Origin of the sequence: Halomonas borealis, from assembly GCF_004798905.1 — a bacterium.
GTDB lineage: Bacteria > Pseudomonadota > Gammaproteobacteria > Pseudomonadales > Halomonadaceae > Halomonas > Halomonas borealis.
In genome coordinates this window covers 1-712 of the sequence record NZ_SDMO01000027.1, presented here as the reverse complement: position 1 = coordinate 712, position 712 = coordinate 1, and the positions used below count along the sequence as shown (strand labels likewise).

Sequence of the window (712 nt, the reverse complement as noted above, 5' to 3'; positions counted from 1 at the left end):
GGCTGTTCTACTTCCATGAGTTCGAGGACACCGAGCGCGGCGCCCACCGGCTGGTGTTCGCCGACGACCCGCAGGTGCTCACCGGGCTCGGCGAGCGCGCCTACCATCACCGCGCCGGCGGCAGCGCGCCCGAGCGCCACCTGCGCCGGCTGACCCAGACCGCCCGGGTGCGCCCGGCGCGCGCCCAGCTCAAGGACTACTCGTTCAAGCAGCCGGCCTACGGCCAGCTCCATGACCGCCAGGGCACCGGCCTCGACGACCACGCCCAGCGCGCCGACTACGAACACTACGACTACCCCGGGCGCTACAAGGCCGACGCCTCGGGCCAGGCCTTCACCCGTCACCGCCTCGAGCACCTGCGCAGCGACGCCCTGACGTTAGACGGCGAGAGCGACCTGCCGGAGCTCTCGCCGGGCTCGCGTTTCACGCTGGCCGATCACGATGTCGGCGAGTTCAACCGCGGCTGGCAGGTCATCCGGGTCGTCCACGAGGGCGAGCAGCCCCAGGCGCTGGCGGAGGACGCCGCCCAGGCCGATGGCATGACGCGCTATCACAACGCCGTCACGCTGACCCCGGACGACGGCGCCTGGCGTCCCGAACCCGAGCCCAAGCCGCGGGTCGACGGCCCCCAGGCCGCCTTCGTGGTCGGCCCCGAGGGCGAGGAGATCCACTGCGACGCGCATGGCCGGGTCAAGGTGCAGTTCCCCTGGGA

General features: G+C 72.6%; 1 protein-coding gene. It reads left to right on the top strand.

Annotated elements, in window-relative coordinates; translation table 11 throughout:
• On the top strand, window positions 1–712 hold a 712-nt coding region (tssI, locus tag ETC07_RS14960; protein WP_136249320.1), incomplete at both ends, for a type VI secretion system tip protein TssI/VgrG.